Below are 20,941 nucleotides of genomic sequence, written 5' to 3' on the forward strand. Positions count from 1 at the left end.
TCCTCCGCATCCGTACGTACGAGAGAAGGCACTGACCCATGAACTTCGCCCCGCTGCCCTCGGTCGACGCCGCGGCGGTCCCCTCCGACGGCCTGGTGCTGGACGTACGGGAGGACGACGAGTGGGCGGCCGGCCATGTCGAGGGCGCGCTGCATGTCCCGATGAGTGACTTCGCCGCGCGGTTCGGCGAGGTCGCGGAGGCGGTGGCCGACGGACGCACGGCGTATGTGATGTGCCGGGTCGGCGGGCGCTCCGCGCAGGTCACCCAGTACCTGACGCGGCAGGGCGTCGACGCGGTGAACGTGGACGGCGGCATGCTCGCCTGGGACGGCGCCGGCCGCCCGATGGTCGCGGAGACCGGCAGCCCCGCGTTCGTCCTCTGAGCGCCGCGCCAGGGGGCATGCCGGGCGGCCGGGCGGGTCGCCGGGCGGGCGGGCCGAGCCGCCGGGAGGCGTGTCAGCGGTCGAAGTCCAACTCCACTTCTCCCGTGGCCGGATGGGACTGGCAGGCCAGCACATAGCCCGCGTCCGTCTCCTCCGGTTCGAGCGCGAAGTTGCGGTCCATCCTGACCTCGCCCGTCACCAGGAACGCCCGGCAGGTGCCGCACACGCCGCCCTTGCAGGCGTACGGCGCGTCCGCGCGGCCCCGCAGCACGGTCTCCAGCAGCGATTCGCCGTCCCGGACCGGCCAGCGGCCCGAGCGCCCGCCGAGCGTCGCGGTGAGGGTGGCGGCGCGGGGGGCGGCGCGGGGGCCCTCTCCGGGTGTCCGCGCGGTGGCGGCGCCGGTGTCCGTGGCCGGGGCGTCGTCCACGTGGAAGATCTCCTGGTGGATACGGCCGCGGGCCACCCCGAGGCCGCGCAGCGCGCCCTCGGCGGCGGTCACCAGCCCCAGCGGGCCGCAGAGGAACCAGCCGTCGATCCCGGCCACCGGGAGCAGTCCGGGCAGCAGTCCGGTCAGCCGCTCACGGTCCAGCCGTCCCGACGGCAGCCCTGACTGCCGCTCCTCCCGGGAGACCACGGTGACCAGCTGGAAGCGGTCCGGGAAGCGGTCCTTCAGATCGGCGACCTCCTCCAGGAACATCGTCGACGCCACGGTGCGGTCGCTGCGGATCAGACAGAACCGGGCGTCCGGCTCCGCCGCCAGCAGGGTGGCCGCGATCGACAGCACCGGTGTGATGCCGCTGCCGCCGACGACCGCCGCGAAGTGCCCTGGGCGCGGCTCCAGCACGAAGCGGCCGGTCGGCTCCATCACCTCGACCGTGTCGCCGACGGCGAGTTCCTTGAGGGCGTACGTCGAGAACTCGCCGCCCTCGACCAGCCGGATGCCCACGCGCAGCACCGGCTCTGCCCCGGCGGGCGCGCAGATCGAGTACGTCCGCCGGATCTCGCCGGCCGCGGCGGGTCCGGTACGGCGCAGGGCTATGTGCTGGCCGGGGGTGTGCCGGAACGCCTCGCGCAGCTCGGGCGGCACCTCGAAGGTGACGGCCACCGCGTCGTCCGTGAGCCGGTCGAGCGCGCCGACCCGGAGCGGATGGAACATCTACAACTCCTTGAAGTGGTCGAACGGTTCGCGGCACGCCGTGCAGCGGCGCAGCGCCTTGCAGGCGGTGGAGGAGAACCGGCTGAGCAGCTCGGTGCGGGTCGAGCCGCAGTGCGGGCAGCGGATGGCCAGCGCCAGCGGCACGGGCCCGGCCGCGGCGCCCGGCCGGGGCGGGGCTATGCCGGCCTCGGCGAGCTTGCGCCTGCCCTCCGCGCTGATGTCGTCCGTGGACCAGGCGGGGGAGAGGACGGTCACGACGGAGACGTCCGGCACGCCGCGCTCACGGAGCACCCGCTCGATGTCCGAGGACATCGCCTCTATCGCCGGACAGCCGGTGTACGTGGGCGTCAGCTCGACGCGGACCGCACCGGCACCCGGGTCGGAGCGGGGTCCGGAACCGGAGCCGGGGCCCGGCGGGGACATATGGACGGCGCGCAGGACGCCCAGCTCCGCGAGGGTCACCACCGGCAGCTCGGGGTCCGGCACCGCGCCCGCGAGCCGGAACAGCTCGGCCTCCAGGGCGGTGGGAGGCGAGGCGGCACCCGGCGGCGAGGGAGCCCTCGGCGGCGCGGAGGCGGCGGGCGGCGCGGCGGCGGGCCGGGAGCCCGTTCCGGTCACCATGACGCCCCCGGGTGGCTGCGGTGCAGATGCTGCATCTCGGCGATCATCGGCCCGAACGGCTCGGTGTGCAGTCCCTGCCGGCCCGCGCCCGCCGTCCACGCGCCGGTGCGCGGCCCGTCCGGCACCCCCAGCGTCGCCCGGTCGAGCACATCCGTGACGGAGGCGAGCCAGCCCGCCTCCAGCGCGGGCCAGTCGATGTCCAGCCCCTCGACGGGCTGGAACATCTCACCGGTGAACCGCCAGAGCCCGCCGCACGCCGCGGCCATCCGCCGGTGGCTCTCCGCTGTGCCGTCGCCGAGCCGCAGCGTCCAGTGCTCGGCGTGGTCCTGGTGGTACGCGACCTCCTTGACGGCCTTGGCGGCGAGGCCGGTGAACTCGCTCTGCCCGGAAGCCAGTTCCCGGTACAGCGCCAGCTGGTAGGTGGAGAAGTAGAGCTGGCGCGCGATCGTCCGCGCGAAGTCCCCGTTCGGCTGCTCGACGAGCTGGAGATTGCGGAAGGACCGCTCGTCGCGCAGATAGGCCAGCTCGTCCTCGTCCCCTACGAGGGAGAGCAGGATCCGCGCCTGGCCCAGCAGGTCCAGCGCGATATTGGCGAGGGCGACCTCCTCCTCCAGCGCGGGGGCGTGGCCGGCCCACTCCCCCAGCCGGTGCGAGAGCACCAGCGCGTCGTCGCCCAGGGCCAGGGCCGCGGCTGTCGTCCGTACGTCCGTCACAGGTGGCGCACCCCCTCCGGGATCTCGTAGAAGGTCGGATGGCGGTACGGCTTGTCGGCGGCCGGGGCGAAGAACGGGTCCTTCTCGTCCGGCGAGGAGGCCGTGACGGCGGCCGAGGGCACGACCCAGATCGAGACGCCCTCGCTCCGCCGGGTGTAGAGGTCCCGGGCGTTGCGCAGCGCCATCTCGGCGTCCGGGGCGTGCAGGCTGCCCGCGTGGGTGTGCGAGAGCCCGCGGCGGGACCGTACGAACACCTCCCACAGGGGCCAGTCGGTCGGGCTGCTCATGACGCCGTCACCTCTTCTCGCTTCGCCGCGTACGCCGCGGCGGCCTCCCGCACCCAGGCTCCTTCTTCATGGGCCCTGCGGCGCTGGGTGATCCGCTGTTCGTTGCACGGCCCGTTCCCCTTCAGGACCTGCTGGAACTCCGTCCAGTCGATGGCGCCGAAGTCGTGCCGCCCCCGCTCCTCGTTCCACCGGAGGTCCGGGTCGGGGAGGGTCAGTCCCAGGGCCTCGGCCTGCGGGACGCAGATGTCGACGAAGCGCTGTCGCAGCTCGTCGTTGGAGTGCCGCTTGATCTTCCAGGCCATGGACTGCGCGGAGTGCGCGGACGCGTCGTCGGGCGGGCCGAACATCATCAGCGACGGCCACCACCAGCGGTCCACCGCGTCCTGCGCCATCGCGTGCTGGGCGGGGGTGCCGCCGCTGAGGGCGAGCAGCAGCTCGTACCCCTGTCGCTGGTGGAAGGACTCCTCCTTGCAGATACGGACCATCGCGCGGGCGTACGGGCCGTACGAGCAGCGGCACAGCGGCACCTGGTTCGTGATCGCGGCGCCGTCCACCAGCCAGCCGATCGCGCCGACGTCGGCCCAGGTCAGCGTGGGGTAGTTGAAGATCGACGAGTACTTCTGGCGGCCCGTGTGGAGCTTGTCGAGAAGCTCGTCGCGGCCGGTGCCCAGGGTCTCGGCGGCGCTGTAGAGATACAGGCCGTGTCCGGCCTCGTCCTGCACCTTGGCGATCAGGATCGCCTTGCGGCGCAGGGACGGCGCGCGCGTGATCCAGTTGGCCTCCGGCTGCATGCCGATGATCTCGGAGTGCGCGTGCTGTGCCATCTGGCGGACCAGCGTGGCCCGGTACGCCTCCGGCATCCAGTCGCGCGGCTCGATGCGCTCGTCGGCCGCCACGGCCGCGTCGAAGGCCCGCGCGAGACCGTCCTCCGCGGTCTCCGCCGTGGTCGCCGGCGCGGTCCGCGACAGCGTCCCCGCCGCCGTCTCCGTCATCGTCCCCGCTGGTGTCTCCATCGCCGCCTCCGCAGCCGCCCCCGTGGTCACTGCCGTCATCCGGACCCCCTACCGACCGATCGTTCGGTTCGTTGACTTCAATGGTGGGTCGGCGGCCCGTAGGGTGTCAACCTCTGTGGATAACTGACCGGGGCGCGCGACGGGGATCGGGGCGGGATGGATTCGTACGACGACCAGGAGGCGCGGGCCGGGACTCCTGCGGCCGGCTCGCGGCGGCCCGGGCCACCGGAGTCCGGCGGCGGCATAGTCGGCCTCTCCTTCCCGTACCAGGTGGCGGCCTCCACGGCCCTCGCGGTGATCGCCGTACTGGCCTGTGTCCATGTGGCGATGGTGTTTCTGCACGTCGCGCCCTCGAACACGATCACCAAGGAGCACGGCAAGGCCGTCGACGCGTGGGTCTATCCCGAGTTCGAGCAGAACTGGAAGCTCTTCGCGCCCAACCCGCTCCAGCAGAACATCGCCGTCCAGACGCGCGCCGAGGTCGAGTCCGCCGACGGCACGCGGGCCACCACCGGCTGGATCGACCTCTCCGCCGAGGACGCCCGGGCGATCCGGCACAATCCGCTGCCCAGCCATGTCGACCAGAACGAACTGCGCCGCGGCTGGGACTTCTTCGTCGGATCGCACGACAGCCAGAGCCGCCCCAACGGACTGCGCGGCAAGCTCTCCGAGCGGTACATGCGCCGCATCGTGATGCTGCGGCTGGAGGACCACGCGCTGGGCGGGACCGTGACCCGTATCCAGGTCAGGTCGGCCACGACCTCCGTCGGCAGCCCGGTGTGGAGCAAGGAGAAGGTCAGCACCCGCCCGTCGTACCGGGTCTTCCCCTGGTGGACGGTGAGCGCCGAGGATCTTCCCGAAGGCGTACGGAACGGCAGCAAGGAGGCGGGCGAGTGAGCGGGCAGCCGGATCCGGAACCCAGGCCGAGGACAGCGCCCGAGCAGGCTGAGGAGCCGCGGCTGCCGAAGGAGTCGCCGCCCGAGGGAGCGCACGCGCAGGCCCCGCCGCGCGTGGTCAAGCGCTCCTCGTTCGAGCGGCGGGCCGCCACCGCCCTCCAGCGCGTCACCTCCACCCCCCTCGGCCGCTATCAGAGCGCCGTCGTCCGGATCGGCTTCGCGGGCACCTGGCTGGCCTTCCTGCTGCGCGAGGTGCCGCACCGCCGGGAGCTGTACGGGCCCGACGGGCCGTGGAGCTGGGACATGGCCCGGCAGCTGATCGACCGGAACGGCGCCTTCACCGCGCTGATGTGGTCCGACAGCACGGTCTGGTTCGAGATCGTCTTCGCCGTCGCCGTGCTCTCCAGCGCGCTGCTGCTGCTCGGCTGGCGGACCCGGACGATGTCCGTGTTCTTCATGTTCGGTGTGCTCTCGCTCCAGAACCGCTCCATCTTCATGGGCGACGGCGGCGACAACGTCATCCATCTGATGGCGATCTATCTGGTCCTCACCCGCTGCGGCCAGGTCTGGTCGCTGGACTCCCGGCGCGCCGCGCGCGCAGCCGCGGCCGCACCCGTGCCGGACCGGACCGGCCCGGTGCTGTGGTGCCTGACCGGCGTGTTCCTGTTCGTCGGTACGGCGGTGGCCGCACCGCTTCCCGCGCTCTGGCTGGTGCTGCTGTTCTGGGGCATGTGGGCCGCGCAGGGCCTGTGGTGGGCGGCTAACCGGTACGCGCCCGACAGCCAGCCGCGCGCCCTGCTGGATGTGCTCGCCAACCTCGTCCACAACACCGGACTCGTCGTCATCATGGCGGAGGTCTGTCTCGTCTACGCCACCGCGGGCTGGTACAAGATCCAGGGCTCCCGCTGGCAGGACGGCACCGCCCTCTACTACCCGCTGAAGCTGGACTACTTCGCGCCCTGGCCGGCGCTCTCGGGCATCCTCGCGGCCAGCGGCATCATGGTGATGGTGGTGACCTACGCGACGGTCATCGTGCAGGTCGCCTTCCCGTTCACGCTCTTCAACCGCCGGGTCAAGAACGTCCTGCTGGTCGTGATGATGCTGGAGCACGCGGGCATCGCCGTACTGCTCGGGCTGCCGTTCTTCTCCTTCGCGATGATCGCCGCCGACGCCGTCTTCCTACCGACGGGCTTCCTTCTCTTCCTCGGCGCCCGTACCGTCCGGCTGCGCGACCGGCTGCTCCCCGGGCTCGGCCGCCCCGGCCCGCCGGCCGACCGCCCCGCCCCGCCCGAACAGCGGAGCGAGAGCCCTGACCAGCCCCGTACCCTCGTGGGGTGAGCAGCGAGAAACCGGCCGAGGCGCTGGAACCGGTCCAGTACGACGACGGCTTCGGTCCGGAGATTGGCGTGGGCCCGCACGGCGAGCCCTGGCCCGAGGACAAGCGGTACGACCCGGAGCTGCTGGCCTCCGGCGACCGCCGCAACGTCACCGACCAGTACCGCTACTGGACGCGCGAGGCGATCGTCGAGGATCTGGACACCCGGCGCCACGACTTCCATGTGGCGGTGGAGAACTGGACCCACGACTTCAACATCGGCTCCGTGGTCCGTACGGCCAACGCGTTCCTCGCCAAGGAGATCCATATCGTCGGCCGGCGGCGGTGGAACCGGCGCGGCGCGATGGTGACCGACCGGTATCAGCATGTGCGGCACCATCCGGACACCGCGGAGCTGACGGCGTGGGCGGCGGCGGAGGGGCTGCCGATCATCGGGATCGACAATCTGCCGGGGGCCGTGGCGCTGGAGCGCACCGAGCTGCCGCGGCGGTGTGTGCTGCTCTTCGGGCAGGAGGGGCCCGGGCTGACCGAGGAGGCGCGGGCGCATGCCTCGATGGTCTGCTCGATCGCCCAGTTCGGGTCGACCCGGTCGATCAACGCGGGCGCGGCGGCGGCGATCGCCATGCACGCGTGGATCCAGCGGTACGCGGAGATTCCGGCGCCGCCCGGCGGATGAGCCGGGGCGGCGCCGTCAGCGCGCACGGTGTCAGGACTGACGCCGGACCTCGATCACGCGGAAGCGGTTCGCCACGAACGCCGCGTCGCACAGCGCCGCGTTCGCCGCCGGATTGCCGCCTGAGCCGTGGAAGTCGGAGAAGGCGGCCGTCTGGTTCACATACACCCCTCCCGTGAGGTTGAGGGAGAGTTGCGCGGACTCGTCCAGACAGACGTCCTCCAGCGCGCGTTCCGTCGCGGGCGAGGTCGTGTACGCGCCGACCGTCATCGCGCCCTTGTCGCGCACCGTACGGCGCAGCAGGTCGAGGGCGTCCTCCGTGGAGTCGACGGCGACCGCGAAGGACACCGGGCCGAAGCACTCGGAGAGATACGGGACTTCCGGCGCCGCGGCCTCCGCCTCCGCCGAGCCGTCCGTGTCCCACGCCTTGCGGGCGCCGTCGGCCTTCACGAGCGCGGGGGTGCGCACCACGGCGTCCGGGAAGTCCGGATGGGTGACGGCCCGGGAGGCCAGGGCGAGGTCCCCGAGGGCGGCGGCGTCGTCGAGGCGGGCCTTCACCCCGGGGTTGACCAGCGCGCCGAGCAGACCGGCCGCGCGGGTGTCGTCCCCGAGCAGCTTGGTCACCGCGGCGGCGAGATCGGTGACCACCTCGTCGTACGACTTCTCGCCCGCGTCCGTCGCGATGCCGTCCCGGGGGATGAGCAGGTTCTGCGGTGTGGTGCACATCTGGCCGCTGTACAGGGAGAGCGAGAAGGCGAGGTTGGCGAGCATCCCCTTGTAGTCGTCGGTGGAGTCGATGACGACGGTGTTGACGCCGGCCTTCTCCGTGTACACCTGGGCCTGGCGGGCGTGGGTCTCCAGCCAGTCGCCGAAGGCCGTCGAGCCCGTGTAGTCGATGATCCGGATCTCGGGCCGGACGGCCAGGGTCCTGGCGATGCCCTCGCCGGGCCGCTCCACGGCCAGCGCGACCAGGTTCGGGTCGAAGCCGGTCTCGGCGAGCACCTCGCGGGCGATCCGTACGGTCAGGGCGAGCGGCAGGACCGCGCGCGGATGCGGCTTGACCAGGACCGGGTTCCCGGTGGCCAGGGACGCGAACAGGCCCGGGTAGCCGTTCCACGTGGGGAAGGTGTTGCAGCCGATCAGCAGCGCGATACCGCGCGGGGCGGCGGTGAAGGTCTTCCGCAGCTCCAGCGGGTCGCGCTTGCCCTGGGGCTTGGACCAGTCGGCGGCGGCCGGCGTACGGGTCTGCTCCTGGTAGGCGTACGCCACGGCCTCCAGGCCCCGGTCCTGGGCGTGCGGCCCGCCCGCCTGGAACGCCATCATGAACGCCTGGCCGCTGGTGTGCATCACCGCCTGCGCGAACTCGTGCGTACGGGCGGAGATCCGCGCCAGCGTCTCCAGACAGACCAGGGCGCGCGTCTCGGGGCCCGCCGCGCGCCACGCGCCCATGCCCGCGCGCATGGCGGGCAGCAGGACGTCCGGGTCGGCGTGCGGGTACTCGATACCGAGGGCCGGGCCGTACGGCGAGATCTCGTCGCCGGTCCAGCCGTCCGTGCCGGGCTGGTCCAGCGCGAAGGGGGCCCCGCGCAGGGCCTGGAACGCGGCGAGCCCGTCGGCGGGCGCGCTCTCGCCGTACGCCTTGGGGTGTTCGGGGTGGGGGGACCAGTACGCGCGGGTGCGGACCGCGTCGAGGGCCTGGTCGAGCGTGGGCCGGTGCTTCTCGGCGAGCTGCTGGGGGCTGAGCTGGGCGGCCATCACGGACCAACTCCTCGGATGCGTCGGTACGGCGACGTGCGGACAGAGTTAGAGTAACCGAACGATCGGTCGGGACAAGGGGTGCCCGGCGAACCTGTGGACAACTCACCGCGGACCCCGCGCCGGTGACCCGTACGGAAGGATTGTGTTCATGACAGCGATCGAGCCGCACCGCGTCGTCGCGGTCGTCGGCACCGGCACGATGGGGCAGGGCATAGCCCAGGTGGCGCTGGCCGCCGGGCATCCCGTACGGCTCTACGACGCCGCGCCGGGCCTGGCCGCACAGGCCGCCACCGCCATCGCCGGACGCCTCGACCGGCAGGTCGCGAAGGGCCGGCTCCACGCGGCGTCGCGCGACGCCGCGCTCGCCCGGCTGCGCCCGGCCGACAGCCTCGCCGAACTCTCCGACGCCGCGCTCGTGGCCGAAGCCGTCGTGGAACGGCTCCCCGTCAAACAGGAGCTGTTCGCCGCGCTGGAGGACACCGTCGCCGACGGCTGTCTGCTGGCCACCAACACCTCCTCCCTCTCCGTGACGGCCGTCGCGGGCGCGCTGCGCCTCCCCGGCCGCCTCGTCGGGCTCCACTTCTTCAACCCGGCGCCCCTGCTGCCGCTCGTGGAGGTCGTCAGCGGCGCCGCGACCGACCCGGCCGCCGCCGACCGCGCGTACGCGACGGCCCGCGCCTGGGGCAAGACCCCCGTACGCTGCGCCGACACCCCCGGGTTCATCGTCAACCGCGTCGCCCGCCCCTTCTATGCCGAGGCGCTGCGGGTGTACGAGGAGGGGGCCGCCGACCCGGCCACGATCGACGCGGTGCTGCGGGAGTGCGGCGGCTTCCGGATGGGCCCCTTCGAGCTGATGGACCTGATCGGCCAGGACGTCAACGAGACGGTCACCCGGTCCGTCTGGGAGTCCTTCCACCAGGACGTGCGATTCACCCCGTCGCTTGCCCAGCGCAGGCTGGTGGAGGCGGGGCGGCTGGGCCGCAAGTCGGGGCGGGGCTGGTTCGCGTACGGCCCCGAAACGGAGGGCACGCGCGCGTGCCCGCGTACGGAGGAGCCGTGCGAGGCCCCGGACGCGGTCGGTCTGCACGCGGACCTCGGCCCCGCCGCCGTACTGCGCGAGATGATCGAGGAGGCGGGGATCAAGGTCACCCGCGACCGCACCCCGCACATCTCCGGCGGCTTCATCGCCCTGCCCGGCGGCACGGCGCTCGCCCTCACCGACGGGGCGACCCCCACCGCCGACCCCTCCGGGGCGTACATCCACTTCGATCTCGCCCTCGACTACCGCGCCTGCACCCGGATCGCCCTCGCGCCCGGCGCGGACGCGGACCCCGCCGATCTGCGCGCGGCCATCGGCCTCTTCCAGCGGCTCGGCAAGCAGGTCAGCGTCATCGGCGAGATCCCCGGGATGATCGTGGCGCGTACGGTCGCCATGCTGATCGACTTCGCGGCGGACGCCGCCGGCCGCGCAGTGGCGAGCGCCCGGGACATCGACACCGCCATGAAACTCGGCGTGAACTACCCTGGCGGACCCGGCGAGTGGTGCGCGCGCCTCGGCGCGGGGTGGGCACACTACTTCCTGCGCACCATGGACGGCGAGTATCCCGGCGGCCGTTACGGCTCGTCCCCGGCGCTGCGCCGCCGCGCCGAACTCGAAGCGAAGCAGGGACGTTCCTCATGACCACCGCCAAGCGTGACACCTACACGCCCGAGACCCTGCTGACCGTCGCCGTCCAGGTCTTCAACGAACGCGGCTACGACGGCACGTCCATGGAGCATCTCTCCAAGGCGGCCGGGATCTCCAAGTCCTCGATATACCACCATGTCGTCGGCAAGGAAGAACTGCTGCGCCGGGCGGTCAGCCGCGCTCTGGACGGCCTGTTCGGCATCCTGGAGGAGGAGGGCGCCACCCGGGGGCGGGCGATCGCGCGCGTCGAGTACGTGACCCGCCGCACGGTCGAGGTGCTGATGGCCGAGCTGCCCTATGTGACGCTGCTGCTGCGGGTCAGGGGCAACACCCGGACCGAGCGCTGGGCGATGGAGCGGCGCCGGGAGTTCGACCAGCGGGTGGCCGATCTGCTCAAGGCCGCCGCCGCGGACGGGGATCTGCGCTCGGACATGGACATCAGGCTGGCGACCCGGCTTCTCTTCGGCATGGTCAACTCCCTGGTGGAGTGGTACCGGCCGCTGCCGGGCGGTGGCGACGACCGTGACCAGGTGGCGGAGGCCGTCGTACGGCTCGCCTTCGACGGGCTGCGTACGGTACGGCCGCCCCAGTAGGTCTGTTCGCGTAGAAGCGTCCCCGTCGACCGCCGTAGGGCCCGGCCCGGCCGCCGTCAGGGCGGGGCGATCAGCGGGCCCGGCGGGGGTGTTCCCGGGGCCAGGTCCGTCTCCTCGAAGACCAGCAGGGTGCGGGTCGAGAGCACTTCGGGGATGGACTGGATACGGGTCAGCACCAGCTCGCGCAGGCTCCGGTTGTCCGGGGTGTGCACCAGCAGCAGGACATCGAAGTCGCCGCTGACCAGCGCGATATGGGTGGCCCCCGGCAGCTCCTGGAGCTGTTCGCGCACGGTCCGCCAGGAGTTCTGCACGATCTTCAGGGTGATATAGGCGGAGGCGCCCTGACCTGCCCGTTCCTGGTCGACCCTGGCGCTGAAGCCACGGATCACACCGTCGTCGATGAGCCGGTTGATCCGGGCGTAGGCGTTGGCGCGCGAGACATGGACGCGCTCGGCGACGGACCGTATCGAGGCGCGGCCGTCGGCCTGGAGGATACGGAGGATGTCCCGGTCGGTGGAGTCCAGTGGCCGCGGCGGAACGGTTCGTTCCGTACCCTCGTCGGCCATTTGTTCAGCTGTCATGTCTCCCCGCCTCCATGCCATGGACGACCTGCGTCCATCCCAGGCTGTGGAGAACCGTTTGTCCACAGGCTGAAGGCGTGTGTAGCCAAAATGGCCCGACGACCGAACAATCGGTAGGGAGGCGTGCCGCACACATCGGCACCCCGTCTGCCCGCTCCCACGAGGAGGTGCACGCGTGAAGAAAAGCAGTACGTCGGTCCAGGAACCACCCGCCGCCGCGGCCTACCGGCCCACCCCGCCCCCGGCGTGGCGCCCGCGTACCGACCCCGCCCCGCTGCTCCCCGACCCCGAGCCGTACCGGGCGATCGGTACGGACGCCGCGGCGGACGCCGATCCCGCGTTGCTGCTGCGGCTCTACACGGAGCTGGTGCGCGGCCGCAGGTACAACACGCAGGCGACGGCGCTCACCAAGCAGGGGCGGCTCGCGGTCTATCCGTCGAGCACCGGCCAGGAGGCGTGCGAGGTCGCCGCGGCGCTGGTCCTGCGCGAGCGGGACTGGCTCTTCCCCAGCTACCGCGACACCCTCGCGTGCGTGGTGCGCGGGCTCGACCCCGTACAGGCGCTGACGCTGCTGCGCGGCGACTGGCACTCCGGCTACGACCCGCGCGAACACCGCGTAGCCCCGCTCTCCACACCGCTGGCCACCCAGCTGCCGCACGCGGTCGGCCTGGCGCACGCGGCCCGGCTCAAGGGGGACGATGTGGTCGCGCTGGCCCTGGTGGGGGACGGCGGCACGAGCGAGGGCGACTTCCACGAGGCGCTGAACTTCGCCGCCGTCTGGCGCGCGCCGGTGGTCTTCCTCGTCCAGAACAACGGCTTCGCGATCTCCGTACCGCTCGCCAAGCAGAGCGCGGCGCCCTCCCTGGCCCACAAGGCCGTCGGGTACGGGATGCCGGGCCGGCTCGTGGACGGGAACGACGCGCTCGCGGTGCACACGGTGCTCGCCGAGGCCATGGCGCGGGCCCGGCGCGGCGACGGCCCGACGCTCGTGGAGGCCGTGACGTACCGCGTCGACGCGCACACGAACGCCGACGACGCCACGCGCTACCGGGACGCGGCGGAGGTCGAGACCTGGCGGGCGCACGACCCGGTCCGGCTGCTGGAGCGGGAGCTGCTGGCCCGCGGCGTGCTCGACGAGGCGGGCGTCGCCCGGGCGGCGGAGGCGGCCGAGACGATGGCCGCGCGGCTGCGCGACCGGATGAACGCCGAGCCGGCGCTCGACCCGATGGAGATCTTCGCGCACATCTGGGCGGAGCCGACGCCCCAGCTGCGCGAGCAGGCGGCGCAGCTCCGCGCGGAGCTGGAAGCCGAGGCGTCCCCCGACGGAGGCGCCGGGGCCGGGGAAGGGTCGGGTGAGGCGCGATGACCGCCGTAGGGACGGCCGCCCCGGCCGAGGCGCGGTCGGCGACCATGGCACAGGCCCTGCGGCGCGCGATGCGCGACGCGATGGCCGAGGACCAGTCGGTCCATGTCCTCGGAGAGGACGTCGGGACGCTCGGCGGGGTCTTCCGGATCACCGACGGACTCGCCGCCGAGTTCGGGGACGCGCGCTGTACGGACACCCCGCTCGCGGAGGCGGGCATCCTCGGGGCCGCCGTCGGTATGGCGATGTACGGGCTGCGGCCCGTCGTGGAGATGCAGTTCGACGCCTTCGCCTATCCGTCGTTCGAGCAGCTGATCAGCCATGTGGCCAAGATGCGCAACCGCACACGCGGCGCGATGCCCCTGCCGATCACGGTGCGTGTGCCGTACGGCGGCGGGATCGGCGGCGTCGAGCACCACAGCGACTCCTCCGAGGCGTACTACATGGCGACTCCGGGGCTCCATGTCGTCACGCCCGCGACGGTGGAGGACGCGTACGGGCTGCTGCGGGCGTCGATCGCCTCGGACGATCCGGTGGTCTTCCTGGAGCCGAAGCGGCTCTACTGGTCGAAGGCGGCGTGGTCGCCGGACGAGCCGGCCGCGGTCGCCCCGATCGGACGGGCCGTCGTGCGGCGCCGGGGCAGCGGCGCCACCCTGATCACGTACGGTCCCTCCGTGCCGGTCTGTCTGGAGGCGGCCGAGGCGGCCCGGGAGGAGGGCTGGGACCTGGAGGTCATCGATCTGCGCTCCCTCGTGCCGTTCGACGACGAGACGGTGACCGCGTCCGTACGGCGGACGGGCCGGGCGGTCGTGGTCCACGAGTCCACCGGCTTCGGCGGTCCCGGCGGGGAGATCGCCGCCCGGATCACCGAGCGCTGCTTCCACCAGCTGGAGGCGCCGGTCCTGCGGGTGGCGGGATTTGATATTCCGTATCCGCCGCCGATGCTGGAGAGGCACCATCTTCCGGGAGTGGACCGGGTGCTGGACGCGGTCGCGCGGCTCCAGTGGGAGACGGAGAGCTGATGGCCCAGGTGCTGGAATTCAAACTGCCGGATCTCGGGGAAGGGCTGACCGAGGCCGAGATCGTGCGCTGGCTGGTCGCGGTGGGGGATGTCGTCACCGTCGATCAGCCGGTGGTCGAGGTCGAGACGGCCAAGGCGATGGTCGAGGTGCCCTGCCCCTACGGGGGTGTGGTGACCGCGCGCTACGGCGAGGAGGGCACGGAGCTGCCGGTGGGGGCGCCCCTGCTGACGGTGGCGGTGGGCGCGGCGGAGCGGACCGCGGCGGCCCCCGCGCCCGAAGCGGCGCCCGAGGTCCCGCCCGCGCCGGCCCCCGCGGCCCCTTCCTCCCCCTCCTCCGCCACCGCGGGCGGGACCTCGGGCAGTGTGCTGGTCGGGTACGGGACGAGCGCGCCGTCCTCCCGTCGGCGCCGGGTCCGGCCGCCGCGCGGGACGGCGTCCGGTGGCCGCCCGGTGAACGGCACGGCGCCGGGACCGGTCCCGGTGGTCTCGCCGCTGGTGCGCCGGCTCGCCCGCGAACACGGCGTCGATCTGCGGACGTTGACCGGCTCGGGACGGGACGGGCTGATCCTGCGCTGCGATGTCGAGCAGGCGATCGGGCAGGGCGTGGCGAGGACCCCGGCCGCGCCGGCCATGGCCCCGCCCGCGCCGGTCCGCGCGCCGGCCCCGGCGGCGGCCCTGTCCGGACCCGCACTTGACGCCGACGCGGTACGGGTGCCGCTGCGCGGGGTCCGGGGCGCGATCGCGGACAAGCTGGCCCGCAGCCGCCGCGAGATACCGGACGCGACATGCTGGGTCGACGCGGACGCGACGGAGCTGATGGCCGCCAGGGCGGCGATGAACGCCGCCGGTGGCCCGAAGATCTCGGTGCTCGCCCTGCTGGCCAGGATCTGTGTCGCCGCGCTCGCCCGCCACCCCGGACTCAACGCGACCGTGGACCCGGTGGCCCGGGAGATCGTGCGGCTGCCCCGGGTGCATCTCGGGTTCGCCGCTCAGACGGACCGGGGGCTGGTCGTCCCCGTCGTACGGGACGCTCACAGCCGCTCCGCGGAGTCGCTGAGCGCCGAGTTCGCGCGGCTGACGGAGGCGGGCCGGACGGGCACACTGACACCGGCCGAGCTGACCGGCGGCACCTTCACGCTCAACAACTACGGGGTGTTCGGCGTCGACGGTTCCACGCCGATCATCAACCACCCCGAGGCGGCGATGCTCGGCGTCGGCCGGATCGTGCCCAAACCATGGGTGCACCAGGGCGAGCTGGCCGTACGTCAGGTGGTCCAGCTGTCGCTCACCTTCGACCACCGGGTCTGCGACGGCGGTACGGCGGGCGGCTTCCTGCGGTACGTGGCGGACTGCGTCGAACAGCCGGCGGTGCTGCTGCGCACGCTCTGACCGGTGCCGACGGCAGTGCTTCCGGAAGCGTTTCCAGCAGCGTTTCCGGAAGCCCTTCGGCAGGGCTTCCGGCGCTGCTCCGGCCGAGCTGCTCCGGCCGCACGGACAACCTCGCGTGCTCGCCCGCGCGGGCGCGGCCCATACTTCAGCCATGACCGCCTATGACGCCGTCGTGCTCGCCGGAGGCGCCGCCCGGCGGCTCGGCGGGGCTGACAAACCAGGAGTACGGGTCGGCGGCCGGGCGCTCCTCGACCGGGTGCTGACGGCCTGTGCGGGAGCGGACAGCACCGTGGTCGTCGGCGGCGCACGGCCCACGGCGCGGCCGGTGCGATGGGCACGCGAGGAGCCGCCCGGCGGCGGCCCGCTCGCCGCGCTCGACGCGGGGGTACGGGCCATCGCCGCGGGCACCGGGACCGTACTGGTCCTCTCGGCGGATCTGCCGTTCCTCGACCGCCCGACGGTCCGTCTGCTGATCGGCACCCTCGGCACCACCGGCGCGGAAGCGGCGCTGCTCGTCGACGCCGACGGCCGTGACCAGCCGCTGGTCGCCGCCTACCGTGCCGAGCCGCTGCGCCGGGAGATCGCCCTGCTCCGGGCCGAGTACGGAAGCCTCGCCGGGCTGCCGCTGCGGCTGCTGACCCAGGAACTCGACTGCGCGCGGGCCGAGGCCGACCCGTTCGCCTCCTTCGACTGCGACACCTGGGAGGACATCTCCACGGCCCGGGCACGCATCAGAGAGCATGGGACCGTGCTGGACGAATGGATCACCGCAGTCAAGGACGAACTCGGCATCGAACTGGATGTCGACACCGGCCTCCTTCTCGACCTCGCCCGCGACGCCGCGCACGGCGTCGCCCGGCCCGCCGCGCCGCTGACGACCTTCCTGGTCGGTTACGCGGCGGGCCGGGCCGCCGGGGACGGCCCCGAAGCCGTCGCCGAGGCGGCGCGCAAGGCCGCCGCGCTCGCCCAGCGCTGGGCGGACGAGACAGAAGCCGGCGGGACAGGGGCCAGCGGGACGGGGGCCGACGCCGGATGACCGGCCACGACGGCGAAGCGGACGGGACGGGACGGTCCGCCGGGACCGGGGAATCCACCGGACCGGCCGAAACCGCCGGGCTCGACGCGATCCCCGGCATCGATGATGTCCTCGCGCTGGTGGGCAGAGAGCCGGTCGTGGCCCGCGCTCGGGGCGGGGACGCCGCGCACTCCTCCCCGCGCTCCCCGAACTCCCCGCGCCCGGCCGGCTCGGACCGGTCCGGCGCTCCGGCGGACGGCCCGCGCGAGGGCCGCCGGGAGCGCCACCGCGCCGCGTCATGGGCGACCGCCCGCGCGCTCGCGGCCCGCGCCGGCCGATCCGCGCGCCCGGGGCCGACGCCGGGGCGCGTACCTCTCGACCAGGCCCTGGGCCGGGCCCTCGCCGAGCCGCTGTCCGCGCTCACCGACCTGCCGTCCTTCGACACCTCCGCCATGGACGGCTGGGCGGTTTCCGGGCCGGGCCCCTGGTCCGTACGGTCCGCGGAACCACCGTCAGGGCCAGCGGGACCGGCGGGGACCGAGTCCGTCGACGCGGGGATCCTGGCCGGTCACGGCCGGTCGGCGGCGCTCGCCGACGGCACCGCCGTACGGATCGCCACCGGCGCCCGGGTCCCGCCCGACACCACCGCCGTGATCCGCAGCGAGCACGCCCGCGTCGATGCCACCGGCCATCTCCACGCCGGGCGCGCGGTGACCCAGGGGCAGGACATCCGGCCGCGCGGCCAGGAGTGCCGTTCCGGTGACCGGCTGCTGCCCGCCGGAGTCCCGGTCACCCCCGCGGTCCTGGGGCTGGCCGCCGCCGCCGGCTACGACGAGCTGCTCACCGTCCCGCGCCCGCGCGTCGAGGTGCTGGTCCTCGGCGATGAACTGCTCGCCGGGGGAATCCCCCACGACGGGCTGATCCGCGATGCCCTGGGCCCGATGATCGCGCCGTGGCTGCGCGCCCTGGGCGCCGAGGTCATCGCCACCCGCCGGCTCGGTGATGACGCGGAGGCGCTGTACGGGGCGATCACCGCGTCCGAGGCCGATCTGATCCTCAGCACGGGCGGTACGGCGGCGGGGCCGGTCGACCATGTCCATCCGGTGCTCGCGCGGGTCGGCGCCGAGCTGCTGGTGGACGGCGTCGCCGTACGCCCCGGCCACCCCATGCTGCTGGCCGCGCTGCCGTCCGGCCGGTATCTGGTGGGGCTGCCCGGCAATCCGCTCGCCGCCGTCTCCGGGCTGCTGACGCTTGCCGAACCCCTGCTGCGGGCACTGGCCGGGCGGGCACCCCGGCCCCCGTACCACGCGCCCCTGCGCGACGCGGTGCCCGGCCATCCGCACGACACCCGGCTTGTGCCCTTCGTCCACCATGACGAGGGGCTGGTGCCGCTGCGTTTCCATGGGCCTGCCATGCTGCGCGGTATCGCTGCCGCGGATGGACTCGCGGTCGTCGCGCCGGGTGGCGCGCGGTCCGGCGATGAACTGGAAGTTCTCGACCTGCCCTGGACGGCATCGGTCGATGGAGGGTGTTTCACGTGAAACTTCCGGGCCAGGACGCCATGGCCAGGCGAGCGGACGAATATCTGGTCACGGCGCCGGTGAAGCTGCCGCGCCGCACGGTCGTACGGCCGTTGCGGCAGGTCAGCAGACGCCTTCTGATGGCGCTGTTCGTGCTGGCCCTGACCGTGTTCATCGTCTATGTCGACCGAGAGGGCTACCACGACAACGCGGACAGCTCGGTCGATTTCCTCGACTCCGTCTACTACGCGACCGTCACGCTCTCCACCACGGGATACGGCGACATCGTCCCGTACAGCTCCGGTGCGCGGCTGGCCAATGTACTGCTGGTGACCCCGCTGCGGGTCCTCTTCCTCATCATCCTGGTCGGTACGACTCTTGAGGTGCTCACCGAACGCACCCGCGAGGAGTGGCGGCTGAACCGCTGGAGGTCCAACTTGCGTGACCACACCGTCATCGTCGGCTATGGCACCAAGGGACGCTCGGCGATGCAGACCCTCTGTGCCACGGGTCTGAAGAAGGAACAGATCGTTATCGTCGACCCGTCCAGCAAGGTGATCGAGGCGGCCAACGCCGAAGGGTTTGTGGGCATCATCGGCGATGCGACCCGGAGCGATGTGCTGCTGAGGGCCGAACTCCAGCGCGCCCGGCAGATCGTTATCGCCACCCAGCGCGATGACACGGCGGTACTGGTGGCGCTGACCGCGCGTCAGCTCAACCGCGCCGCGAAGATCGTCGCCGCGGTACGCGAGGAGGAGAACGCGCCGCTGCTCCGCCAGTCGGGCGCGGACGCGGTGATCACCAGCGCCAGCGCGGCCGGCCGGCTGCTCGGCCTGTCCGTGCTCAGCCCCAGCGCCGGCACGGTGATGGAGGATTTGATCCACCAGGGCAGCGGCCTCGACCTCATCGAACGCCCTGTCATAAAGGCCGAGGTGGGGCGGAACGTCCGGGAGACCGACGACCTGGTGGTGACCGTGCTGCGCGGGCACCGGCTGATCGGCTACGACGACCCGGCGGCGAGCCCGCTCCAGCTGACCGACCGTCTGATCACCATCGTCCGCGCCGACAACCCGGCCGAATCGGGCTACTGACGGAACGACGAGGGCTCCGAAACGACGCGAGGGCTCCGGAACGGCGAGGCCCTGGACCACGGAGGCCCCGGAGCGCAGAGGTTCCGGACCGCTGATCCCCCTGTCGCGACACCCGCCGGAGTAGCCTCGCGGCCATGCATGCGATCACGATTCCGCAACCCGGTGGCCCCGAGGCGCTTGTATGGGCCGAGGTGCCCGATCCCGTACCAGGCGAGGGCGAAGTCCTTGTCGAGGTCGTCGCCAGCGCGGTGAACCGCGCCGATCTGCTCCAGCGGCAGGGCTTCTACGACCCGCCGCCCGGCGCCTCCCCGTACCCCGGTCTGGAGTGCGCGGGCCGTGTCACCGCGCTCGGCCCGGGGGTCTCGGGCTGGGCCGTCGGGGACGAGGTGTGCGCCCTGCTGGCCGGTGGGGGCTACGCCGAGCAGGTCGCCGTCCCCATCGGCCAGCTGCTGCCCGTACCCGAGGGGGTGGACCTGGCCACGGCCGCCGCGCTGCCCGAGGTGGCCGCGACCGTCTGGTCCAACGTCTTCATGATCTCCCATCTGCGGCCGGGCGAGACGCTGCTCGTACACGGCGGGGCGAGCGGGATCGGCACCATGGCCATCCAGCTGGGGAAGGCTGTCGGCGCGCGGGTCGCGGTCACGGCGGGCGGCCCGGACAAGCTGGCGCGCTGCGCCGAGCTGGGCGCGGACATCCTGATCGACTATCGCGAGCAGGACTTCGTGGCGGAGATCGCCAAGGCCACGGACGGCGCGGGGGCCGATGTCATCCTCGACATCGTCGGCGCGAAGTATCTGGACCGGAACATCCGGGCGCTGGCCGTGAACGGCCGTCTCGCGGTGATCGGTCTCCAGGGCGGCGCGAAGGGCGAACTCTCCCTCGGCGCCCTGCTGAGCAAGCGCGCCGCCATCACGGCGACCTCGCTGCGCGCCCGTCCGCAGGCCGAGAAGGCGGCGATCATCGCCGCCGTACGGGAGCATGTCTGGCCGCTCATCGCCGACGGCCGGGTCCGGCCCGTCGTGGACCGGACCCTGCCGATGACGGAGGCGGCGGAGGCGCACCGCGCCCTGGAGGCCAGTACGCACATCGGCAAGCTGCTGCTGACCGCGCCCTGACCCCAGACCCCCGTACGCCCGACCGCGCGACGCGGACGGCCCGGCACACCCCGCTGTCTCTGGGGTGTGCCGGGCCGCCGTGTGTGACAGTGCACCGGGAACAGAGCAGGACCTAGGACCTAGAGATACGGTCCCGAGCGGATCGCGCCGTGCCCCTGCTCGCTGTCGTCCTCCTGGATGGAACCGGGCGGCAGAGCACGCCGCATCTGCTCCAGCTGGGCCCTGGCCGCCATCTGCTGCGCGAACAGCGCCGTCTGGATCCCGTGGAAGAGACCCTCCAGCCACCCCACCAGCTGGGCCTGCGCGATCCGCAGCTCCGCCTCCGAGGGGATGGCCTCGTCGGTGAACGGGAGCGAGAGCCGCTCCAGCTCCTCGACCAGCTCGGGGGCGAGCCCGTCCTCCAGCTCCTTCACCGAGCCGGCGTGGATCTCCTTCAGCCGTACCCGGCTGGCCTCGTCCAGAGGTGCCGCGCGGACTTCCTCCAGAAGCTGCTTGATCATGCTGCCGATGCGCATGACCTTTGCCGGCTGTTCGACCATTTCCGTCACCGGGATCTCGCGCGACTCGCCGTCGGCTCCCCCGGCGCCGAGCGCCATCCCGTCCTGCCCCACTACGAGGACATGGGGACTCTCCTGCGACCGTTCGTTCCTCGGCATCTCCATGCGGCCCATTGTCGCGCACGCGCGCGCCCCACGTGGTGTGCCCCCGTACGAAGGTGTTCGACCTTCGT

21 protein-coding genes are annotated in these 20,941 nt (G+C 72.9%); 13 read left to right on the forward strand and 8 right to left on the reverse strand.

Translation table 11 applies throughout. The features are described from left to right. Nucleotides 1–38: 38 nt before the first annotated feature. The gene (locus DVK44_RS15945; RefSeq protein WP_114660277.1) at nucleotides 39–383 is read left to right on the forward strand and encodes a rhodanese-like domain-containing protein; all 345 of its coding nucleotides are present in this window, start codon (nucleotides 39–41) and stop codon (nucleotides 381–383) included. Between the two features lie 73 nt (nucleotides 384–456). Here DVK44_RS15945 and DVK44_RS15950 read toward each other — a convergent pair whose 3' ends face one another. Genes DVK44_RS15950 through paaA form a run of 5 tightly spaced genes read right to left on the reverse strand, consistent with a single transcriptional unit; the run spans nucleotide 457 to nucleotide 4,152 of the window. Further along, nucleotides 457–1,539, reverse strand: a complete 1,083-nt coding sequence (locus DVK44_RS15950; RefSeq protein ID WP_114660278.1) for a 2Fe-2S iron-sulfur cluster-binding protein — start codon at nucleotides 1,537–1,539, stop codon at nucleotides 457–459. Then, nucleotides 1,540–2,160, reverse strand: a complete 621-nt coding sequence (paaD, locus tag DVK44_RS15955; RefSeq protein WP_114660279.1) for a 1,2-phenylacetyl-CoA epoxidase subunit PaaD — start codon at nucleotides 2,158–2,160, stop codon at nucleotides 1,540–1,542. Beyond that, entirely contained in the window at nucleotides 2,154–2,873 is a 720-nt protein-coding gene (gene paaC / locus DVK44_RS15960; protein ID WP_114660280.1) for a 1,2-phenylacetyl-CoA epoxidase subunit PaaC, read from the reverse strand. Before paaC ends, paaD begins: the two co-directional genes overlap by 7 nt. Continuing rightward, nucleotides 2,870–3,160 carry a 1,2-phenylacetyl-CoA epoxidase subunit PaaB gene (paaB, locus tag DVK44_RS15965; protein ID WP_114660281.1) on the reverse strand — a complete coding sequence of 97 codons (291 nt, stop codon included), beginning with the start codon at nucleotides 3,158–3,160 and terminating at the stop codon, nucleotides 2,870–2,872. The genes paaC and paaB overlap by 4 nt, the downstream gene beginning before the upstream one ends. Beyond that, the gene (paaA, locus tag DVK44_RS15970) at nucleotides 3,157–4,152 is read right to left on the reverse strand and encodes a 1,2-phenylacetyl-CoA epoxidase subunit PaaA (protein WP_408055400.1); all 996 of its coding nucleotides are present in this window, start codon (nucleotides 4,150–4,152) and stop codon (nucleotides 3,157–3,159) included. The genes paaB and paaA overlap by 4 nt, the downstream gene beginning before the upstream one ends. A gap of 177 nt (nucleotides 4,153–4,329) precedes the next feature. Here paaA and DVK44_RS15975 point away from each other — a divergent pair, with 177 nt between their 5' ends. From DVK44_RS15975 to DVK44_RS15985, 3 genes are read left to right on the forward strand one after another with little or no spacing between them, the layout of a single operon-like run. Further along, nucleotides 4,330–5,070: a DUF5819 family protein gene (locus DVK44_RS15975; RefSeq protein ID WP_114660283.1), complete on the forward strand. Its 741-nt coding sequence runs from the start codon at nucleotides 4,330–4,332 to the stop codon at nucleotides 5,068–5,070. Next, complete coding sequence (locus DVK44_RS15980; RefSeq protein ID WP_408055321.1) at nucleotides 5,067–6,407, forward strand: HTTM domain-containing protein; 1,341 nt, start codon at nucleotides 5,067–5,069, stop codon at nucleotides 6,405–6,407. The genes DVK44_RS15975 and DVK44_RS15980 overlap by 4 nt, the downstream gene beginning before the upstream one ends. Next, the gene (locus DVK44_RS15985) at nucleotides 6,404–7,081 is read left to right on the forward strand and encodes a TrmH family RNA methyltransferase (RefSeq protein WP_114660284.1); all 678 of its coding nucleotides are present in this window, start codon (nucleotides 6,404–6,406) and stop codon (nucleotides 7,079–7,081) included. The genes DVK44_RS15980 and DVK44_RS15985 overlap by 4 nt, the downstream gene beginning before the upstream one ends. 30 nt (nucleotides 7,082–7,111) lie before the next feature. Here DVK44_RS15985 and paaN read toward each other — a convergent pair whose 3' ends face one another. Continuing rightward, the gene (paaN, locus tag DVK44_RS15990) at nucleotides 7,112–8,833 is read right to left on the reverse strand and encodes a phenylacetic acid degradation protein PaaN (protein WP_114660285.1); all 1,722 of its coding nucleotides are present in this window, start codon (nucleotides 8,831–8,833) and stop codon (nucleotides 7,112–7,114) included. 151 nt (nucleotides 8,834–8,984) lie between these two features. On the opposite strand from paaN, the gene DVK44_RS15995 reads away from it, so the two are divergent. After that, nucleotides 8,985–10,517 (forward strand): 3-hydroxyacyl-CoA dehydrogenase, encoded by a 1,533-nt coding sequence (locus tag DVK44_RS15995; protein ID WP_114660286.1) that lies wholly within the window; start codon nucleotides 8,985–8,987, stop codon nucleotides 10,515–10,517. Continuing rightward, nucleotides 10,514–11,116 carry a TetR/AcrR family transcriptional regulator gene (locus DVK44_RS16000; protein WP_114660287.1) on the forward strand — a complete coding sequence of 201 codons (603 nt, stop codon included), beginning with the start codon at nucleotides 10,514–10,516 and terminating at the stop codon, nucleotides 11,114–11,116. The genes DVK44_RS15995 and DVK44_RS16000 overlap by 4 nt, the downstream gene beginning before the upstream one ends. Before the next feature lie 56 nt (nucleotides 11,117–11,172). Here DVK44_RS16000 and DVK44_RS16005 read toward each other — a convergent pair whose 3' ends face one another. Beyond that, entirely contained in the window at nucleotides 11,173–11,697 is a 525-nt protein-coding gene (locus DVK44_RS16005; protein ID WP_408055322.1) for an Lrp/AsnC family transcriptional regulator, read from the reverse strand. A 175-nt stretch (nucleotides 11,698–11,872) separates the two neighbouring features. Between DVK44_RS16005 and pdhA the strand changes: the two genes are divergently transcribed. The 7 genes from pdhA to DVK44_RS16040 all read left to right on the forward strand — a co-directional run bounded on the left by pdhA (nucleotide 11,873) and on the right by DVK44_RS16040 (nucleotide 20,211). After that, nucleotides 11,873–13,063, forward strand: a complete 1,191-nt coding sequence (gene pdhA, locus DVK44_RS16010) for a pyruvate dehydrogenase (acetyl-transferring) E1 component subunit alpha (protein ID WP_114660289.1) — start codon at nucleotides 11,873–11,875, stop codon at nucleotides 13,061–13,063. Next, entirely contained in the window at nucleotides 13,060–14,082 is a 1,023-nt protein-coding gene (locus tag DVK44_RS16015) for an alpha-ketoacid dehydrogenase subunit beta (protein ID WP_114660290.1), read from the forward strand. The genes pdhA and DVK44_RS16015 overlap by 4 nt, the downstream gene beginning before the upstream one ends. Beyond that, on the forward strand, nucleotides 14,082–15,470 hold the full coding sequence (locus DVK44_RS16020) for a dihydrolipoamide acetyltransferase family protein (protein WP_114660291.1): 1,389 nt from the start codon (nucleotides 14,082–14,084) through the stop codon (nucleotides 15,468–15,470). The genes DVK44_RS16015 and DVK44_RS16020 overlap by 1 nt, the downstream gene beginning before the upstream one ends. 151 nt (nucleotides 15,471–15,621) lie before the next feature. Further along, nucleotides 15,622–16,506: an NTP transferase domain-containing protein gene (locus DVK44_RS37110; RefSeq protein WP_114665162.1), complete on the forward strand. Its 885-nt coding sequence runs from the start codon at nucleotides 15,622–15,624 to the stop codon at nucleotides 16,504–16,506. Continuing rightward, nucleotides 16,503–18,026, forward strand: coding sequence for a molybdopterin molybdotransferase MoeA (locus DVK44_RS16030; RefSeq protein ID WP_114660292.1), 1,524 nt, complete (start codon nucleotides 16,503–16,505; stop codon nucleotides 18,024–18,026). Before DVK44_RS37110 ends, DVK44_RS16030 begins: the two co-directional genes overlap by 4 nt. A 20-nt stretch (nucleotides 18,027–18,046) precedes the next feature. Further along, nucleotides 18,047–19,096, forward strand: coding sequence for a potassium channel family protein (locus tag DVK44_RS16035; protein ID WP_114665163.1), 1,050 nt, complete (start codon nucleotides 18,047–18,049; stop codon nucleotides 19,094–19,096). 134 nt (nucleotides 19,097–19,230) lie between these two features. Then, on the forward strand, nucleotides 19,231–20,211 hold the full coding sequence (locus tag DVK44_RS16040; RefSeq protein WP_114660293.1) for an NAD(P)H-quinone oxidoreductase: 981 nt from the start codon (nucleotides 19,231–19,233) through the stop codon (nucleotides 20,209–20,211). A 119-nt stretch (nucleotides 20,212–20,330) separates the two neighbouring features. Here the strand turns inward: DVK44_RS16040 and DVK44_RS16045 are convergent, their stop codons facing one another. Then, nucleotides 20,331–20,873 (reverse strand): bacterial proteasome activator family protein, encoded by a 543-nt coding sequence (locus DVK44_RS16045; RefSeq protein ID WP_114665164.1) that lies wholly within the window; start codon nucleotides 20,871–20,873, stop codon nucleotides 20,331–20,333. Nucleotides 20,874–20,941 lie beyond the last annotated feature (68 nt).

The organism is Streptomyces paludis (assembly GCF_003344965.1).
GTDB lineage: Bacteria > Actinomycetota > Actinomycetes > Streptomycetales > Streptomycetaceae > Streptomyces > Streptomyces paludis.

Coding starts and splice junctions, on each gene's coding strand:
- DVK44_RS15945 (WP_114660277.1), top strand. CDS start 39: ATGAACTTCGCCCCGCTGCCCTCGGTCGACGCCGCGGCGGTCCCCTCC.
- DVK44_RS15950 (WP_114660278.1), bottom strand. CDS start 1,539: ATGTTCCATCCGCTCCGGGTCGGCGCGCTCGACCGGCTCACGGACGAC.
- paaD (WP_114660279.1), bottom strand. CDS start 2,160: ATGGTGACCGGAACGGGCTCCCGGCCCGCCGCCGCGCCGCCCGCCGCC.
- paaB (WP_114660281.1), bottom strand. CDS start 3,160: ATGAGCAGCCCGACCGACTGGCCCCTGTGGGAGGTGTTCGTACGGTCC.
- paaA (WP_408055400.1), bottom strand. CDS start 4,152: ATGACGGAGACGGCGGCGGGGACGCTGTCGCGGACCGCGCCGGCGACC.
- DVK44_RS15975 (WP_114660283.1), top strand. CDS start 4,330: ATGGATTCGTACGACGACCAGGAGGCGCGGGCCGGGACTCCTGCGGCC.
- paaN (WP_114660285.1), bottom strand. CDS start 8,833: ATGGCCGCCCAGCTCAGCCCCCAGCAGCTCGCCGAGAAGCACCGGCCC.
- DVK44_RS15995 (WP_114660286.1), top strand. CDS start 8,985: ATGACAGCGATCGAGCCGCACCGCGTCGTCGCGGTCGTCGGCACCGGC.
- DVK44_RS16000 (WP_114660287.1), top strand. CDS start 10,514: ATGACCACCGCCAAGCGTGACACCTACACGCCCGAGACCCTGCTGACC.
- DVK44_RS16005 (WP_408055322.1), bottom strand. CDS start 11,697: ATGACAGCTGAACAAATGGCCGACGAGGGTACGGAACGAACCGTTCCG.
- DVK44_RS16015 (WP_114660290.1), top strand. CDS start 13,060: ATGACCGCCGTAGGGACGGCCGCCCCGGCCGAGGCGCGGTCGGCGACC.
- DVK44_RS16020 (WP_114660291.1), top strand. CDS start 14,082: ATGGCCCAGGTGCTGGAATTCAAACTGCCGGATCTCGGGGAAGGGCTG.
- DVK44_RS37110 (WP_114665162.1), top strand. CDS start 15,622: ATGACCGCCTATGACGCCGTCGTGCTCGCCGGAGGCGCCGCCCGGCGG.
- DVK44_RS16030 (WP_114660292.1), top strand. CDS start 16,503: ATGACCGGCCACGACGGCGAAGCGGACGGGACGGGACGGTCCGCCGGG.
- DVK44_RS16035 (WP_114665163.1), top strand. CDS start 18,047: ATGGCCAGGCGAGCGGACGAATATCTGGTCACGGCGCCGGTGAAGCTG.
- DVK44_RS16040 (WP_114660293.1), top strand. CDS start 19,231: ATGCATGCGATCACGATTCCGCAACCCGGTGGCCCCGAGGCGCTTGTA.
- DVK44_RS16045 (WP_114665164.1), bottom strand. CDS start 20,873: ATGGAGATGCCGAGGAACGAACGGTCGCAGGAGAGTCCCCATGTCCTC.